The sequence below is a fragment of the Sorangium sp. So ce1036 genome (assembly GCF_051369805.1).
GTDB classification, from domain to species: domain Bacteria; phylum Myxococcota_A; class Polyangia; order Polyangiales; family Polyangiaceae; genus Sorangium; species Sorangium cellulosum_F.
This window is the reverse complement of the sequence record NZ_JBBMOX010000001.1, coordinates 9,133,862-9,147,444: the sequence shown is the minus strand read 5'-3', so window position 1 is coordinate 9,147,444 and position 13,583 is coordinate 9,133,862. Positions and strand designations below refer to the sequence as shown.

At 73.7% G+C, this 13,583-nt stretch carries 12 protein-coding genes; 4 read left to right on the top strand and 8 right to left on the bottom strand.

Features of this window, described 5'->3' with window-relative positions; translation table 11 throughout:
- Positions 1-6 precede the first annotated feature (6 nt).
- From WMF31_RS34365 to WMF31_RS34345, 5 genes are all read right to left on the bottom strand, one after another.
- Positions 7-360 (bottom strand): hypothetical protein, encoded by a 354-nt coding sequence (locus tag WMF31_RS34365; protein WP_436605991.1) that lies wholly within the window; start codon positions 358-360, stop codon positions 7-9.
- A gap of 191 nt (positions 361-551) precedes the next feature.
- A complete protein-coding gene (locus tag WMF31_RS34360; protein WP_436605990.1) occupies positions 552-2,930 on the bottom strand; it encodes a (Fe-S)-binding protein in 2,379 nt (792 codons plus the stop codon).
- A gap of 212 nt (positions 2,931-3,142) precedes the next feature.
- Positions 3,143-3,838, bottom strand: coding sequence for a hypothetical protein (locus WMF31_RS34355; protein ID WP_436605989.1), 696 nt, complete (start codon positions 3,836-3,838; stop codon positions 3,143-3,145).
- Between the two features lie 41 nt (positions 3,839-3,879).
- Positions 3,880-4,635 (bottom strand): TrmH family RNA methyltransferase, encoded by a 756-nt coding sequence (locus WMF31_RS34350; protein ID WP_436605988.1) that lies wholly within the window; start codon positions 4,633-4,635, stop codon positions 3,880-3,882.
- A gap of 106 nt (positions 4,636-4,741) precedes the next feature.
- Complete coding sequence (locus WMF31_RS34345; protein ID WP_436605987.1) at positions 4,742-5,269, bottom strand: ureidoglycolate lyase; 528 nt, start codon at positions 5,267-5,269, stop codon at positions 4,742-4,744.
- 448 nt (positions 5,270-5,717) lie between these two features.
- On the opposite strand from WMF31_RS34345, the gene WMF31_RS34340 reads away from it, so the two are divergent.
- From WMF31_RS34340 to WMF31_RS34325, 4 genes are all read left to right on the top strand, one after another.
- Complete coding sequence (locus tag WMF31_RS34340; protein ID WP_242515800.1) at positions 5,718-6,269, top strand: LemA family protein; 552 nt, start codon at positions 5,718-5,720, stop codon at positions 6,267-6,269.
- Positions 6,269-7,069 (top strand): TPM domain-containing protein, encoded by an 801-nt coding sequence (locus tag WMF31_RS34335; protein WP_436605986.1) that lies wholly within the window; start codon positions 6,269-6,271, stop codon positions 7,067-7,069. Before WMF31_RS34340 ends, WMF31_RS34335 begins: the two co-directional genes overlap by 1 nt.
- 230 nt (positions 7,070-7,299) lie before the next feature.
- Positions 7,300-8,511, top strand: coding sequence for a thiolase family protein (locus WMF31_RS34330; RefSeq protein WP_436605985.1), 1,212 nt, complete (start codon positions 7,300-7,302; stop codon positions 8,509-8,511).
- Between the two features lie 133 nt (positions 8,512-8,644).
- The gene (locus WMF31_RS34325) at positions 8,645-9,214 is read left to right on the top strand and encodes a peptidylprolyl isomerase (RefSeq protein WP_436605984.1); all 570 of its coding nucleotides are present in this window, start codon (positions 8,645-8,647) and stop codon (positions 9,212-9,214) included.
- 162 nt (positions 9,215-9,376) lie between these two features.
- Here WMF31_RS34325 and WMF31_RS34320 read toward each other — a convergent pair whose 3' ends face one another.
- The 3 genes from WMF31_RS34320 to WMF31_RS34310 form a co-directional block, all read right to left on the bottom strand.
- Entirely contained in the window at positions 9,377-10,453 is a 1,077-nt protein-coding gene (locus tag WMF31_RS34320) for a hypothetical protein (RefSeq protein ID WP_436605983.1), read from the bottom strand.
- A gap of 156 nt (positions 10,454-10,609) precedes the next feature.
- Positions 10,610-11,584: a CHAD domain-containing protein gene (locus tag WMF31_RS34315; RefSeq protein ID WP_436605982.1), complete on the bottom strand. Its 975-nt coding sequence runs from the start codon at positions 11,582-11,584 to the stop codon at positions 10,610-10,612.
- The gene (locus WMF31_RS34310; RefSeq protein ID WP_436605981.1) at positions 11,581-13,293 is read right to left on the bottom strand and encodes a ribonuclease J; all 1,713 of its coding nucleotides are present in this window, start codon (positions 13,291-13,293) and stop codon (positions 11,581-11,583) included. The genes WMF31_RS34315 and WMF31_RS34310 overlap by 4 nt, the downstream gene beginning before the upstream one ends.
- Positions 13,294-13,583 lie beyond the last annotated feature (290 nt).

Below are 13,583 nucleotides of genomic sequence, written 5' to 3'. Positions count from 1 at the left end.
GGGGGCTCAGCCCTCTTCTTCTTCGGCGTTCCAGGCGGAGAGCGCGGTCATGCCGATGGCGACGGCGCACCCGCCGCACAGGGCGGGCTCCTCGAACCGGAGCTCGTCGCCGCGCGACCACATGTAGAGGCCGCGCCCCGCGGGCTCTCCGTCGATGGCGGAGTCGCACACGTCGCAGCGGAGCTCGGTTGAACCTGAGGCCGCCTGGCGCGCGCGCAGGGCGCTGTCGGCGACAGCATCGGCCGAGATCGAGATCGGGTGAGCCAGCATCCGCGTGAGCCGGTGATCCGCATCCGCGGTCCCCTCCGGCGTAGGGCGGGGATCCAGGTTCGCGGTCCCCTTCAGAGCGCCTTCAAACACATCCACCTCCGGCGGCTGGGCCGAATCTAGCTCAGGCCGAGACGGGACGCACGAGAAGGCTGCGCCTGATCTGCGTCAGGCTTATTCCAAGGCGAGGGTGTGGGCGAGCGCGCAGGGCCGCGCGCCACGGAGGCCCGTGGCGCGGCGGCGATCCGCGCATTCGCGGCGGGGCGGGACAGGCTGGAAGGGGGCTAGCTCGCGTCGGCGCTGGCGCCGCTCTCGGACGCGGCCGCGGCGGGGCGGGCGGCCTCGGGCGACGCGGCCGTCCGGCCGGCGGCCGGGCGGTCGAGGCCGCAGCTCTCCTCGAGCAGCTCGACCACGTCGAGCTGACGGATCGACTCTTCCTTGGACTGATCCTTCAGGCCGTCGGTGATCATCGTCTGGCAGAACGGGCAGGCGGTCGCGATGGTCTTCGCCTCGGTCTGGAGGAGCTGCAGCGTCCGCTTGACGTTCACGCGGTCCTTGTTCTGCTCCTCCATCCACATCTGCGCGCCGCCGGCGCCGCAGCAGAGGCCCTTCTGCCGGTTCCACCCCTCGGCCTCGACGAGCTCCACGCCGGGGATGCGCTTCAGGATGTCGCGCGGCTGCTCGTACACATCGTTGTAGCGGCCGAGGTAGCAGGAGTCGTGGAAGACCACCTTGCCCTCGACCCGCTCCCGGGGGACGAGCTTCTTCTCGGCGACCAGGCCGAGCAGGAAGTCGGTGTGGTGCACGACCTCGAACTTCGCGCCGAAGTCGGGGTACTCGTTGGCGAGCGTGTTGAAGCAGTGGGGGCAGGTCGTGACGATCTTCCGGATGCCCCCCTGCTCCTTGTAGCCGTTCAGGGTCGCGGCGTTCTGCTCGGCGAGCATCGCGAAGAGGTACTCGTTCCCCGCGCGGCGCGCCGGGTCGCCGGTGCAGGTCTCCTCCTGGCCCAGGATCGCGAAGTCCACGCCGGCGGCCTTCAGGAGCCTGGCGGTCGAGCGGGCGATCTTCTTCGCGCGATCGTCGTAGCTCGCCGCGCAGCCGACCCAGTAGAGCACGGGCGCCTGCGGGTTCTCGGCCATGGTCGGGACGCCGAGCCCCTCGGCCCAGTTGCCGCGGTCGATGCGCGCGAGGTTCCAGGGATTGCCGTTGACCTCCATCGCCTGGAACGGGTTCCCGAGCTCGGCGGGGAACTCGCCCTTCACGAGCACCAGGTTGCGGCGCATCGAGACGATCTTGTCGACGTAGCTGATCATCACCGGGCACTGCTCCTCGCACGCGCGGCACGTCGTGCAGGCCCAGAGCACGTCCGGGTGGATGACGTTCGGCACGAGATCGACCGGCTTGTACGCGGCCTCGGCGGCCGGCGCCGGGTTCTCCGCGGACGCCTCCGCGTGCCCGGACCCGTCCTGCTCCGCGGCGCCCTGCCCCGGATCCCCGTCGTGCGCGTTCGCCTGCGCCTGGCCGCCGTCGGCGAGGCCCCTCGGCCCGCCGGGCCGGTTGATGAACTCGCCCTCCCGGCCGTACAGGTGGTCGCGCAGATCGAGCGTGAACTGCTTGGGGCTCAGGATCTTGCCGGTCTTGTGGGCCGGGCAGTTGTCGGTGCAGCGGCCGCACTCGGTGCACGTGTAGAAGTCGAGGATCGCCTTCCAGGTGACGTCCTCGATGCGGGCGATGCCGACGGGCTCGGCCGTGTCGGGCTCCTCGGCGGCCTTCATCACCATCTCGCCGATCGCCTCGGCGCTCGGCGCGACGAGCGGAAGCCGGCCGCGCGGGTCGAGGTTGCGCGCGAAGACGTTCGGGATCGCCGTGATGATGTGGAAGTGCTTCGAGTGCGGCAGCAGGTTCAGGAACACGAGCACCAGCGTGACGTGCGTCCAGAACCCGACGTGCGCGAGGACGACGAGGGCCCCCGGGCTCACGCCGGCCAGGAGGACGCCGAACAGCGAGCCCGCCGGGGCGGGGAACGGCTGCCAGCGGAGCGCCGCGGGGTCCGCGGGGACGCCCGCGAACGGGGCGGTGACGGTGGCGATGCGCTCGCAGAGCTTCGCGTCGTCGGGGCCGCACGACATCGTGGACCACTTGTGGTGCAGCGCCAGCGCGGCGCCGTCATAGAGCATGTCGGCCACCATCATCGTGAGGATGATGCCGAGGATGATCAGCCCCTCGACGGACAGCGTCATGCGCCGCTCGCGCCGGATCGCCCGGTAATAGATGAACACGAGCGCGCCGAGGACGACCAGCGTGGCCATGACGTCCTTCAGGAACTCGTAGATGCCGCCGAGCGGCACCGCGCCGAGGCCCGGCAGGCGCACGGGCTCATGCCCGAGGATCCAGAGGTCGAACGACGGGTCGAACCCGCGCCCCCACAGGATCAGCGTCCGGAGCAGGAGAACCAGGAAGCCGAGGAAGATGAGCTTGTGAGCGAGCCCGGCCAGCGGGTAGTACTTCATCTTCCGCTGCCGGAAGGCGTACTCCCAGGTGCCCTTGAGCCGTTCGCCGATCCGGTCGAGCCGGTTCTCCCCGCGCCCGACCTTGAGGAGCTGCCAACGCCGGTTGGCGCTCCACGCAAAGGCGGCGAAGAGGCCGACGAGCAATGTGAGCATCCAGGTGGGATTCATTCGCGGGAGGTCTCCGGGTGTAAAATGGCCATGTCTTTTAAGGTGGGGGGCTGGCGGACGTCAACCGCGCGGCGACGCCCGCGTGCGCGGCGCACGACGGTCGGGGCACGCTCGCCGGAGCCCATTCTTGCAAGGGCGGATGCATTGGTGTGCGGGAGGTGTGATCGCCGGCTGCCGAGCGCTCGCCCTGGCTGACGCTAGAGCGTGAACTCGATGCTCTTCTCCTCGGCCGCGGCCGAAGGGGACAGGTCGAGCGCCATACCGTACGAGCGATGGCCGACCCGCGCGCTCAGGTTGACGCGGATGGGGGCGGCCTCGCCGTTCAGCTTCTCGAGCCGCACGACGACCCGGTACCGGCCCCGGGCGGGCTCGCCCTCGGTGAGATAGACATTTTCCACATTCTGGTCCTGGCACTCGCCGCTCGCGCGCGGGCAATCGCGATCCTTCATGAGGCCGCTCGCCGTCGGCTCCCCGACGCGGGCGAGCTCTCCCGCCGGATCATAGACGTTGAGGTCGACGTCGGCGTCGGGCTCCTCCCAGGCGATCGTGAACTGCAGGATGCCGGTGTGCAGCCCGCAGCCCTCGTCGATCACGCCATTGCAGTTGTTATCGCGGGCGTCGAAGCAGAGCTCGACCCCGGTCGGCGTGCAGGCGATCTCGAGCCCCACGCCCTCGGAGACCTTGAGGTCCTTCGGCTCGAGCGGCGGCGTGGGCGGGGGCGGCGGCACCTCGATGCAGCCCGCGAGGAGCAGGGCGAGCGAGGTCGCGACCCGCGCTGCGCCGAGCGCCGCGCGGGCGGCGAGGGGAGGCGCGCCGGGGCGGCGAGGGGCTTTCGTGGGCGGGGCGGCGCCGCGGGCGCGGCGCGCGCGCCGCGGGGGACCGGGGCTTCGCATGAGGCGCTGCATGTTACCCATCTTCGGGCCGGCGATGGGCGCTAGCGACGCGCGGCCCTGGGCGGCGGGGGCGGCGGCACGCCGAGGGGCAAGTCCATGCCCCGCGCGGCCAGGATCTCCGGGGCGTGGGGGACGGTGAGCACCAGCGCGCGGGCGTAGAGCCGGGTCTGGTAGGGCTCGGGCAGGTCGCCCGGCCGGCCGGTCGTCGCGTGCTCGAGCAGGATCGCCGCGGTGACGCTGACGTTGAGGCTCTCCACGAAGCCGCGCATCGGGACGCGCACGGCGCGGGCGCAGGCGTCCGCCAGGTCGGCGCGGATGCCGTGGCGCTCGTTGCCGAGCACCAGGGCGAGGCGCGGGATGCTCGCCAGGTCGCGCGGGGTCAGCTCGCCGTCCGGATGGGTCGCCACGAGCTCGTGCCCCGACGCGCGGAGCGCGGCGACGGCGGCCTCGGTCGTCGCGTGCGTGCGCACCTCGACCCAGCGCTCGGAGCCGCGCGAGACGGTGTTCGAGACGAGGAACGGCTCGGCGCGCTCGATGATGTGCAGCCGCTGCAGGCCGAACGCGTCGCACGAGCGGAGCACGGCGGCCCCGTTGTGCGGATCGTGCGGCGCGTCCATGGCCACCGTGACGGCGTCGAGCCGCGACGCGATGACGCCGCGGAGCCGGGCCCTGCGCTCCGGCGTGACGAACTCCTCGAGGATGCGGGCGACGGCCGCGGCATCGAGCGCATCGAGCGCGGCGAGCAGCCTTCGCTGCTCCTGCGCGACGAACGAACAGTTGGGGGTCGAGCGGCGCATGGCGGATCGGGGCGCCTCTATAGCGCGGCGCGGAGCGCGGAGGGGCGTCGTGACGCCGCGCTCCCCGCCGCATCGAGCGGGCAGCGGCGAGCGAGGCGGCCGGCGATCAGGGGGCGATCTCGACCGCGATCCGCTCCCTCTCCTCGTACTCGACCACGGAGCAGTCGCCGGCGGAGCCGTCTTCCCAGGCCAGGCAGACGAAATCGGTCTCGGCGTCGAGCGCGATCATCGGGTGGTGCCACACCCCGGGGCGATAGGTGACGCCCTGGGCGCCGCGGGCGATGAAGGCGGCGAGCGTCGTGAGGTCGGGCCGCGCTCCGCCCAGGGCCACGATGACGAGGTAGCGGCGCGCGTTCATCGGCACGAACGCCTGCGTCGAGCCGGGGTGCTTCTCGAGCAGGGCGATCGGGAACGGAGAGGTCGACCTCGGGGCGCAGCGGAACACGGAGAGGTTCAGCGCGGCCCGGCCAGGGCGGAGGTTCTCGAGCCCCGCGAGATGATCGAAGCGGCGCGCCGTCCCCTGATTGGCGGGCCTGCCGGGCTGGCCGTGCGGCGAGGCCATGAGAACGTCGCCGTACGGGGCATACGCGGCAGGGCTGAGCGCGTGGGCGACGATGCGCTGGCGGTGGCTCATCGGACGGAAAGAGGTGGCGGCGCAGCGCCACGGGCGGGGACCCCTTGCGGGGCGAGGCGCCCGGCTGCGAGCTCGTTGCGCCAGCCTATCACGCGCCGAAGCGCCGCGGCGGGGCCCGCCCACGATCCGAGCGACCTGGGGCGGGGCAACTCGACCCGGGGTGGGGCAACTCGACCCGGGCAACTCGACCCGGGCGACTCGACCCGGGCGACTCGACCCGGGCGACTCGAGCCTGGCGATGTGACCGGCGCGGTGCGACCGGGCGCGGCGCGCTCGGGGGGCGACGCGAGCGGGGCGCGATGGGGCCGAGGTCTTGCATGGCGCGCGTCCGCGCCTTAACCGAGCGGTAATGCAAGCGACCGTGGAGTCAGTCATGCGGATTGTTCACAAGTCGACGTTTCGGGGCCGCCACGTGGTGGTCTCCCTTTTCCTAGCCGTACTCGCCCTCATGGTGTCCGTGGCGGGCTGCCAGCGGTATGACGAGCTGGTCGAGAAGGACCAGATCGCGGCCCAGAAGTGGTCGGATCTCGAGGCGAACCTCCAGCGGCGCTACGATCTCGTCCCGAACCTCGTGGCCGTCGTAAAGGCGTCGGCCAAGCACGAGGAGCAGACGCTCGCCAGCGTCGCCGACGCGCGTTCCCGCGCCACGAGCATCCAGCTCAAGGCCGAGGACCTGACCGATCCCGAGAAGGTGGCCGCGTTCCAGAAGGCCCAGGAGCAGCTCTCGAGCTCGCTCTCGCGGCTGCTCGTCGTGCAGGAGCAGTACCCGAACCTCAAGGCGAACCAGGCGTTCCACAGCCTCCAGGTCCAGCTGGAGGGCGTCGAGAACCGGATCCTCCGCGCGCGCGAGGAGTACAACCAGGCGGCGCGCGAGTACAACGCGGAGCTCCTCAAGATCCGGGGCCAGGTGGTGAACAAGGCCACGGGCCAGCCGTTCAAGCCGCGCGTGTACTTCACCGCCTCCCCGGAGGTGCAGTCCGCGCCGAAGGTCTCGTTCTGATGCTGGCCGGCGTGGCGCTGCGGCAGGGGGTCTCGAGCGGCGCGCGGCTGCGCGCCGTGGCCAGGGCCGTCGCGGCCGCGATCGCGCTGGTGTGCGCGCTCGTCGCCCGCCCCGCCCTCGCCGCGTTCACGCCGCCGCCGCTCACCGGGCACGTCGTCGACACCGCGGGCCGGCTCGGCCCGACCGACATCCGGAAGCTCGACGCGAAGCTCGACCGCATCCGTCGCCAGACCGGGTTCGAGATCGTCGCCTTCGTGGTGGGGTCGCTCGAGGGCGAGACGATCGAGGACGTCGCGTACACGACCTTCAACACATGGCAGCTCGGCCAGCGCGGGGCCGACAACGGCGTCCTCCTCGTGATCGCGCCGGCCGAGCGGCGCGTCCGGATCGAGACGGGCAAGGGCGTCGGCGGCGCGCTCACGGATCTCCAGTCGAACGACATCATCCGGGAGAAGATCACCCCGCTGCTCCGGCAGGACCGGTTCGCCGAGGCGATCGACCGGGGGACGGAGGCGATCGCCCGGGCGCTCGTCTCCGGCACGCCCGAGGAGGAGCGGCGGCCCGCCCCCAAGGCGCAGCCGGCGCCGCTCTCCCCGGTCAAGATCGTCGTCACGATCGTCGCCGTGGTGGCGGCGCTCTTGCTCGCGATCATCTCGCCGTCGTTCCGCTGGTTCCTCTGGTTCGCCCTGCAGGCGCTCCTCTTCCGGGGCGGCGGCCGCGGCGACGGCGGCGGCGGCTCCGGCTTCGGCGGGGGCGGCGGAGGCCGCTCCGGCGGCGGCGGGTCCAGCGACAGCTACTGAGCCGCTGCCCCCGGCGCGCAGCCCCACCGTCCGCGGCCGGCGCGGGCCCATCGCGGTGGCCCCGACGACGTGCGGAACGTACGGGATCGCGTCGGCGAGGCCGGGCCCGGTCCCCTGACGAAAGGACCGCGCTCGCGGCGCGCGGCCGGCCCGCGCCTCGGGTGGCGGCGGTGCTCGAGCGCACGCGATCTCCGGGCGGCGCCCGGACCAGGCGAAGCTACGCTCTCCGCATGGCCGCCGCTCTCCGCCCTGTCTTCGTCGTCGACGCCGTCCGCACCCCGATCGCCCGCTACGCGGGCGCCCTGGCCACCGTCCGCCCCGACGATCTCGCAGCGCACGTCATCGACGCGCTCGTGCGTCGGAAGCCCTCGCTCGCGCCGCGCCTCGACCAGGTCGTCCTCGGCGCCACGAACCAGGCCGGAGAGGACAACCGCAACGTCGCGCGCATGGCCGCGTTGCTCGCCGGCCTGCCGTACGAGGTCCCGGGCGTCACGGTGAATCGCCTCTGCGGCTCGGGGCTCGAGGCGGTGGCCGACGCCGCGCGCATGATCGCGACCGGCGAGTCCGACTGCGCGATCGCCGGCGGCGTCGAGAGCATGACGCGCGCGCCGTTCACGATGCCCAAGCAGGCCGAGCGCTTCGACCGGAGCGCGCCGACCGTCTACGACACGACGCTCGGCTGGCGCTACCCGAACCCGAGGATGGCCGCGCGGTTCGAGCTCCAGTCGATGGGGGAGACGGCCGAGAACGTGGCCAAGAAGCACGGCGTCAGCCGCGAGGACCAGGACCGGTTCGCGCTCCTGTCCCACGAGCGCGCCACGCTCGCCTGGGAGTCGGGCGGGTTCGCCGCCGAGGTGGTCCCCGTCCAGGTCCCCCAGAAGAAGGGCGAGCCCGTCCTGTTCGAGCGCGACGAGGCCGTGCGCGCCGACGCCTCGCTAGAGGCGCTGGCGAAGCTCAAGCCGGCCTTCCGCGAGGGCGGGACCGTCACGGCGGGCAACGCGTCCCCGCTCAACGACGGCGCCGCTGCCCTCCTGCTCGCGTCGAGCGACGCCGTGCAGTCCGCGGGGGTGACCCCGCTCGCGCGCGTCGTCGGCACCGCGACCGCGGGGGTCGACCCCAACCTCATGGGCGAGGGGCCGATCCCCGCGGTGAAGAGGCTCCTCCAGCGGACCGGGCTGCGCGTGCCCAACGTCGATCTCTTCGAGCTCAACGAGGCGTTCGCCGCGCAGGCGCTCGCGTGCTCGCGGGCGCTCGAGCTCGACCCGGCGCGCGTCAACGTGCGCGGCGGAGCGATCGCGCTCGGCCACCCGATCGGCTGCTCCGGCGCGCGCATCGCGTGCACCCTCGTCCATGCGATGCGCGCGCGCGGGGCCAAGGTCGGGGTCGCCTCGCTGTGCGTCGGCGTGGGCCAGGGCATCGCGACGCTTTTCGAGCGTGCTTGACGTAAATTCGCCCCTCTTTCGCGGCGGCAGATGAGATAAGACCGCCGCACCAGACCGCAGCGAGGGGGCCCTGCGGCTCTCCTCGCCCTGGCTGACGGCGCCGCCCCGGCGGCAAGGAACAGGAGAAGGCCCGATGGATTTCCCCGCGATCAATGTGCCCGGCACCGGCCAGCTGCACGCCCGGATCAAGACCTCGCTCGGCGACATCACCGTCCGGCTCGAGGAGCAGCGCGCCCCCAACACCGTCAAGAACTTCGTCGGCCTCGCCACGGGGGCCATCAACTGGACCGATCCGACGACCGGCAAGGGGATGCAGGGGACGCCCTGCTACGACGGCGTCCGCTTTCACCGCGTCATCTCGGGCTTCATGATCCAGTGCGGCGATCCGCTCTCGCGCTACCCGGAGAAGGCCCCGCTCTGGGGCACGGGCGGCCCGGGCTACAAGTTCGCCGACGAGTTCCACCCCGAGCTGCGGCACGACGCCGAGGGCGTGCTCTCCATGGCGAACGCCGGCAAGAACACCAACGGCGCGCAGTGGTTCATCACCGAGGGGCCGACGCCGCACCTCGACAACCGCCACGCGGTGTTCGGCAAGGTCGTGAGCGGAATGGACGTCGTCCACCGCATCGCCAGCGTGCCGACCACGCGCGACCGGCCGAACCAGGACATCGTCCTCGAGCGCGTCGAGCTCTTCCGGCAGTAGCCGCGCCGCGCGACGCGGATCGAGGCCGCGCGGCGCGCGTGGCCCCGGCCGCGTGCGGATCGAGAGGGAGGCGGCAGGGCAGGAGGATCCTCGATCGCCCTCCCGCCCCCCGGCGCCGTGTCCGGTCGAGGCGCCGCCGAGGAGGCGCCGCGCCCCGGCCGCTCAGCGGGCGCAGCAGACGGTGATCTTGTCGTCGCCCTCCACGACCTCCCCCGTGGGCATGCCGCCGCGCGGCTGACAGCTGCCCGTGCCGGCCACCTCGACCCGCAGCGCGACGGCCGAGGGCGCGTTTTCCAGACAGCGCTCGTCGTGGGGCACGGTCGCGGCCTGCCGCCGGCATTCGTCGTCGTCGAAGAGCGTCGTCGTCGCGGTGCAGGTCACGCCGGACGCGTCGCACGTGCAGCGCGTGCAGCCGCGGCGATCGTCCATGTCGCGCGCGAACACGTGCCGCTCGTCGAACCCCTGCGGGCAGCGCCAATCCCCCTCGCGATAGACGCAGACGCCGCGCTCGAACGGCCCGTCGATCTCCCGCGGCGCGCAGGCTTCCCCTGCGTCGCAGCCGTCTTCTCCCGGCGGCCGGGCGCACACGAGCCCCTCCGCGCGGAAGCGCGGCGCGGGCCCCGTCGGCTCGCCGCCCGACGCCTCGCACGACGCCGCGTCCGGCGGCGCGGCGCGGTAGCTCTCGAACGGGAGATCGGCCCCGAACGAGAAGCACTCGCCGGGCGGGACTGTCGCCGAGGTCAGCCGTCGATTGCATCTGTCGTCCAGATACGCCGTCAGCTCGGGCGCCCCGCACGCGCCCGCCGGCCCTCCGCACGAGCACGGGCTGCAGGTCGCCGTCGCCTCGACGCCGCGGCCGCCCACGTCCACCCGCTCGGAGAAGCCCGCGGGGCAGGCGATCTCCGCGGACGCGGGGCCGTCGTAGAGGAGGCCTGGCCCGCGCCAGCCGTCGGGGATCGCGACGCAGGAGAACCCGCTGCAGCTCTCGTCGGCGCAGTCGACGGCCCCGTCGCCGTCGTCATCGTCGCCGTTCGCGCAGTCCTCGGCGCCGCCTGCGCCGGCGCTCGCGGTCGTCGTCGCCGTGCCCCCGCTGCCAGCCCCGCCCGCGGACGCCGATCCCGAGAGGAGGAGCGGCTCGAACTGATCGAAGTCCTGCGTGCAGGCGCCGGCCGCGAGGAGCGCGACGATCGCGACGACGCTTGAGAAGGCAGGGCGGCGCAAGAGGGCAGAGCGGCGCAAGACGACCTCCCGGATCAGCGCGCCTCGCTCGGGCGTGGATCCGCTGCGACCGTACCACGACCGGCTGTCCGGATGGCGAGCGCCGCCGCCTCCAGGCCTGCGACGGCCCGCGCGCGGCCTCTTGCCGCGGCGCTCCAGCCCGCGCCGTGCGCCGCGTCACGCGCCGCGAGGCCCGTCCGGCCAGAGCGCGGCGAGCGCCTCGATCTCGCGCGCGAGCTCCTCGGCCGCCTTCGCGGCGAGCCGCGCCCGCCAAGCGCCGAGCGCCTCGACGACGGCCCCGCGCTGCTCGGGCGACAGCCCGTCCGCGCCCCTCATCTCCGCGAGCGCCTCGTCGACGTCGTGCAGATCGCCGAGGCGGCGCTGCATCCGCTGCGCGGAGCGGGCGGCGCGCCCGGCGCGCTCGCCGAGGAGCGGCGAGAACGTCTCCGCGGAGTAGCGCAGTCGCTTGAAGCGGATCCGGAGCGCGTGCATGGCCGCGCCGTCGCCCGGATCGCTCGCCGCGAGCGCGCGCACGTCCTCCAGCGCGCGCTCGATCGCGCGCCGCGCGAGCGCCTCCGCGCGGCGGCGCTTCGCCTCCTTGCGCGCGACGCGCCGCTCCAGGCGCGCGAGGTGCGGCTCCAGCCGGGGCGGCCCCCGGCGCGCCTCCCCGCTCGCCCGCGGCGCGCCCGCGCCGCCCGGCTCCTCTCCCCGGAGCAGCTCGACGATGCGCGCCCTCGCCTCGCGCTCCGCTCGCGAGCGCTCCGCGAGCCACGCGTCGACGGCGGCCCGCGGCGCGCCGTCCAGCTCGAGCGCGGTGAGCGTCTCGCGCAGCACCTCCTCGTCGCGCAGCGCCCCGGTCGCCCGCGCGAGCTCCCGGAGCCCGTCGGCGATGGGGCGGAGCCGCTTCTTCCCGTAGACGCGCCGCGCCGGCTTGAGCAGCGTCCGCAGCCGGCGGAGCGCGACGCGGAAGTCGTGCACCGCCTCGACATCGGGCTCGACGCCCTCGCCCTGCGCGCTCGTGGCGACGACGCGCCGCGCCTCGGCGCGGACGCGCTGGATGTGGGAGCGCAGCACCGGCCCCAGGAAGTCCGCGGCGGTGAGCTTCTTGCCGCCGCCGTCCGGCGGCGGGGCGCTCCCGTCGCGCGGCGTCACAGCCGCGTGAGCGCCACCGTCACCAGCGGGCGCCTCCCGAGCTTCCCCTCGATGGCGCGGCGCGCCGCGAGCCGGGCGATCTCGATGAGATCGGTGTCGCGGCGCCGGGCGCGCGGATCGCAGTCGTTCACCGCCTGCGCGACCGCGCGCGCGGCGGCCCGCAGCGCGCCCCCCTCGAGCTCCCCCGTCACGCCGCGGGCGAGGACCTGCGGCGGCGCCGCGAGGGCGCCGTGCACGTCCACGACCAGCGACACGAAGGCCACCCCGGAGCGGCCGAGGTTCCCTCGTTCCCGGAGGACCTCGTCGCCGAGCGCCTCGCCGCCCGCCGTCGCCACGCGGCCCGTGATCGCCCGGCCGCTCCGCCGGAGCGGCTGCGTCTTGCCGATCTCGACCACGTGGCCGTTCTCGGCGACGAGCACCTCGGACACGCCGCGCTCGCGCGCGAGCGCCGCGTGCCGGGTCAGGTGGTGCAGCGCCCCGTGCACGGGCAGGAAGCTGCGCGGCTGGGTGAGATCGATCATGCGCGCCTGCTCTGTCCGGTGCGCGTGCCCGCTCGCGTGCACGCGCCGATCCGTGGACCACGTCACGAGCTCGACGCCGATGCGGAGCAGCCCGCCCATCATATCGACCACCGGGCGATCGTTGCCGGGGATGACGCGGCTCGACAGGATGACCCGATCGCCCTCCTCGAGGCGCAGGTGTGGGTGCGTCCCGGAGGCGAACCGCATGAGCGTGGAGGCCCGCTCGGCCTGGGTGCCGCTCGCGATCACGAGCAGCCGCTCGCGCGGCATCGCGGCGGCCATCTCGGGCGGGACGAGCAGGTCGCTCGGCCACGGGAGCCGGCCCACGGCCTGCGCGGCGCGCGCGTGCGTCTGCACGCTGCGGCCGAGCAGGCAGATCTTGCGGCGCGCGCGGACCGCGGCCTGGCCGAGGGCGAGCAGGCGCTGGACGTTGGAGGCGAAGATGCCGACCACGACGCGCGCCGGCGCGGTCTCGACGAGCTCGGCCAGCGCGTGGGCCACGTCGCGCTCGCTCCCTGCCTCGCCGGGCGAGTCCACGTTGGTGCTGTCGGACAGGAGCAGCCGGACCCCGGCGTCGCCGAGCGCGCGGAAGCGGGCCTCGTCGGTCGGCTCCCCGTCGAGCGGCGTCGGGTCCAGCTTGAAGTCCCCGGTGTGGATGATGAGCCCTGCGTCCGTGTGGATCGCGAGCGCCGTCGCGTCGACGATCGAGTGCGTCACCCGGAGCGGCTCCACGACGAACCCGCCGATCGTCACCTCGCGCCCGACCTGCGTCGGCACGAGCCGCGCCTTCTCCTCGAGCCCGTGCTCCGCGAGCCGATGACGCACGAGCTCCAGCGCGTGCGGCGGGCCCCAGATGGGGACGTCGAGGTGGCGCAGGAGGAACGGCAGGCCGCCGATGTGGTCCTCGTGCCCGTGCGTCAGCACGACGCCGCACACCCGGTCGCGGAGCGCGAGCAGGTGATCGAAGCGCGGGTGGTAGACGTCGACGCCGAGGTCCGAGGTCGGGAACGTGACGCCGCAGTCGATGAGCAGCACGGAGCTCGCCTGCTCGAGCGCGAGGCAGTTCATTCCGACCTCGCCGAGGCCGCCGAGCGGCACGAGCCGCAGGGTGGACGGGGCAGGAGGGGGGAGCTGGCTTGGAACGGGGGCGCTCTGCTCGGGGTGCACGGGTCGGTGAGGGTCTGCCACCCAGGGCGCCGGGAGCGTACGGCCCGCGGCTTGCTGAGCTGGTCTGTAAGAGAGAGGGCGACTTCTTCAAGAGGCAGAACGAGATCGACTCGCCGTCCCCTTCGAAACTTAGCGCAACAGTGTAGCCACAGGGTGGGCCCTTGCGTCACGCTCTCTCTTCCAGCGCCGGCGCGGATCCCGCGTCGACCCCGCCTTCGGGCGCGCGCCGCCTCGCGCGGCGCGGCCCGGCTCCAGCGTCCCTTGCCTTCAGCGCCGCGTCCTCAGCGCCGCCGACGCTGAGCCGCTTTCCA

Excerpts from the sequence above, each read along its gene's own strand:
- WMF31_RS34360 (WP_436605990.1), bottom strand. The coding sequence starts at position 2,930 with ATGCTCACATTGCTCGTCGGCCTCTTCGCCGCCTTTGCGTGGAGCGCC.
- WMF31_RS34355 (WP_436605989.1), bottom strand. The coding sequence starts at position 3,838 with ATGCGAAGCCCCGGTCCCCCGCGGCGCGCGCGCCGCGCCCGCGGCGCC.
- WMF31_RS34350 (WP_436605988.1), bottom strand. The coding sequence starts at position 4,635 with ATGCGCCGCTCGACCCCCAACTGTTCGTTCGTCGCGCAGGAGCAGCGA.
- WMF31_RS34345 (WP_436605987.1), bottom strand. The coding sequence starts at position 5,269 with ATGAGCCACCGCCAGCGCATCGTCGCCCACGCGCTCAGCCCTGCCGCG.
- WMF31_RS34340 (WP_242515800.1), top strand. The coding sequence starts at position 5,718 with ATGGTGTCCGTGGCGGGCTGCCAGCGGTATGACGAGCTGGTCGAGAAG.
- WMF31_RS34335 (WP_436605986.1), top strand. The coding sequence starts at position 6,269 with ATGCTGGCCGGCGTGGCGCTGCGGCAGGGGGTCTCGAGCGGCGCGCGG.
- WMF31_RS34330 (WP_436605985.1), top strand. The coding sequence starts at position 7,300 with ATGGCCGCCGCTCTCCGCCCTGTCTTCGTCGTCGACGCCGTCCGCACC.
- WMF31_RS34325 (WP_436605984.1), top strand. The coding sequence starts at position 8,645 with ATGGATTTCCCCGCGATCAATGTGCCCGGCACCGGCCAGCTGCACGCC.